The following is a 2,954-nucleotide window of genomic DNA, read 5'->3' as shown; positions in this document are numbered from 1 at the left end:
CGCGCCCGGTTCGTATACCGCCACACTTGACGATGATCTTGTGCGTGAAAAAGTCATGGAAGAGGCGCAAGAGTTATGCGACGCTAAAACTCGTGATGAAATTATCTGGGAAGCCGCTGATCTTCTTTATTTTTCTACCGTATTGATGACAAGAGCCGGAGTGAGTATTCAGGAAATTCTTGACGAGCTTGATCGGAGGCACAAAAAGTAATGAGCGAATTTTGGAACAGCCGAATAAAAAAACTTTCTCCGTATACGCCCGGCGAACAACCTAAGGACAGGCAGATAATTAAACTTAACACCAACGAAAACCCCTATCCGCCTTCTCCCAAAGTTATAGAAGCTATTAAAAATTCCGCAAGCGAGCGTCTTAGGCTGTATCCCGATCCTGAATGTACTGCCTTCCGTGAAGCTGCCGCCGTCCGTTATGGCGTAAAACCTCAGGAAGTTTTTGCAGGTAACGGTTCCGATGAAATTTTAGCGTTCGCTTTTGGAGCTTTTTTTGAAAGCGGTGAAAAAGTTGGGCAGATACTTTTCCCCGACATCACCTACAGTTTTTATCCTGTTTACGCCAATCTTTGGGAAATACCGTACCGTGCAATAGCTCTTACGCAAGATTTTTTAATTAACATAAAAGATTATAAAATCCCTTCAGGCGGTGTTGTATTCCCCAATCCAAACGCCCCAACAGCGGTTGCTCTGCCGTTAGACGATATTTTGTTTCTTGCTGAATATCTTGAAAAACAGGGAAAAATTCTTATTGTTGATGAAGCATACATTGCGTTTTCAGGCTCAAACGACGTGAAATCGGCAGTTGGCTCTATAAAAAATCACCCTAATCTGCTGACCGTGCATACTCTGTCAAAATCCGCCTCTCTTGCGGGTTTGCGTTTTGGTTTTGCCATCGGTAATGAAAAATTAATCGAAGGCTTGTGCAGAATACGTGATTCGTTTAATTCCTACACTGTCGATTTTCTTGCTCTTGCAGGAGCTACGGCGGCAGTAACAGATACGGCGTATTATGAAGAAATCAACAGCCGTGTTATTGCCACACGGGAACGAACAGCGAAGTCTTTGCGTGAACTTGGGTTTACAGTTCTGCCGTCGTCGGCTAATTTTCTTTTTGTAAAACATCCAAAAGCAAGCGGTGCGGAATTATTTACCGAGCTTCGTAAACGGAATATTCTGGTAAGGCATTTTAACAAAGACAGAATTGCCGATTTTCTGCGTATCAGTATAGGGACGGATGCCGACATGGATAAAGTACTTGAAGCGTGTGGTGAAATATTGAGGAATGTTAAATGAAAATAATTTCAAGTAAAGAATTTGATTATTATTGGAAAAATGAAACAAGACGCTCTGAAGATACAAAGACGGAAAAAGCTGTCAAAAAAATAATTGCGGAAGTGCGTGCGAAAGGAGACGTTGCTGTCAGAAAATTCGCTTCCAAATTCGATAAATCTTCCCCAAAACGACTTGAAGTTCCTCTCTCCGAAGCAAAACTCGCTCTTGAACAGTTACGTGCAAATGAACCGTCTCTGGCACAAGCGCTTGAACTTGCGGCAACGCACATAAAACGCTTTGCCGAAAAACAACGGGAACAATTCGCCAATTTTGAATTTGAAATGGAACCGGGGCTTGTTACAGGTCAGCGTATACTTCCCGTTGAAAAAGCGGCAGTTTATGTTCCCGGCGGACGCTTCCCCCTGTTTTCATCAGTCCTTATGTGCATGATTCCGGCATTTTGCGCAGGCGTGGAAGAAGTGATACTCTCATCTCCGCCTACGCAAGACGGTCTGCCTGACAAAAAAATACTAGCCGCCGCAGAAATCGCCGTAGAAGTTGCACATAACAACAATGTTCGTATCTTTGCTATCGGCGGCGCTCAGGCAATAGCCGCTCTTGCGATTGGCACGGAATCTGTACCCCGTGTTGACGTTATCGCAGGACCCGGTAACAAATTTGTCGCCGCCGCCAAGCGGCTCCTATTCGGCGAAGTAGGTATCGATTTTATCGCCGGTCCCACCGATGTACTGGTTATCGCAGACGGGCAAGATGACGGCAATATTGAAAAAACAGCCGATCTTGTCGCCGCTGATATGTTAGGGCAGGCGGAACATGACCCTGACGCAAGAGCGAGGGCGTTGGTTCCCAACAAAGAGCTTGCCGAGAAAATTCTTGCGGCAATTGAACGGCGTATAAGTTCATTGCCAACTGGAAAAACCGCCAGTGCATCTTTGAACGCAGGCGGACTTATTGTTGTCTATGAAAAGCAAGAAGACGCACTCCGTATCGCCAATACAATTGCTCCTGAACATCTTGAGCTTAAAACCGCAGATGCGGATAATTGGAGCCCAAAACTTAAAAATTACGGCTCACTTTTTATCGGAAGCCTTTGCGCCGAAGTTCTGGGCGATTATTCCGCCGGAATAAATCATACCCTGCCAACATCAACAAGTGCACGTTTTACAGGCGGTTTGTCTGTCCGCCACTTCCTTAAAACTGTTACCACTCTGCGTTGCACTCAAGGCGAAGGCTTTGAAAAAACGCGTAATGCTGCGGGGGGACTAGCAAGAGCGGGAGGATTGGAAGGGGACGCGCAAAGCGCGGCGGGGCGGAAGAATTAGTTTTAACAGATAAACGGGTGTTTATGGTAGAAATATTTGTTTTTTTTTTTGTTTAAAGAAATGCGCCCCCCCCGAAGTTCCACTTTAGCCCGCTCGCCGGCAGCTGAAGATGTGAAAAAGAGAAATCTTTAATATATTACTCATTCCCCCCCACAGGCCCCAAAAAAACTCGCGGGCGGGGCGTGAGGCAGAAAGCGCCCCAAGGAAGAAGTTCCACCCCCCCCCCCCCCTTAAAAACACCCCCGCGAAAGGGGCTTTTTTTAACATGAACCCTGCCCCGCCGCTACCGTATGACACGCCTATTTTGCCTTCTTTTATCACCGCGCC

General features: G+C 46.3%; 3 protein-coding genes. All 3 read left to right on the top strand.

Annotation, left to right across the window (positions count from 1 at the left end):
* The coding region (hisE, locus tag ACYVTD_RS11175; protein ID WP_461247849.1) for a phosphoribosyl-ATP diphosphatase at window positions 1-211 on the top strand (211 nt) is incomplete at its 5' end.
* Entirely contained in the window at window positions 211-1,305 is a 1,095-nt protein-coding gene (gene hisC, locus ACYVTD_RS11170; RefSeq protein WP_461247848.1) for a histidinol-phosphate transaminase, read from the top strand. The genes hisE and hisC, both read left to right, overlap by 1 nt.
* Window positions 1,302-2,627 (top strand): histidinol dehydrogenase, encoded by a 1,326-nt coding sequence (gene hisD / locus ACYVTD_RS11165; RefSeq protein WP_461247847.1) that lies wholly within the window; start codon window positions 1,302-1,304, stop codon window positions 2,625-2,627. The genes hisC and hisD overlap by 4 nt, the downstream gene beginning before the upstream one ends.
* Window positions 2,628-2,954: the final 327 nt, after the last annotated feature.

Source organism: Treponema sp. R6D11 (genome assembly GCF_054786075.1).
This window is presented reverse-complemented; position numbering and strand designations above follow the sequence as displayed.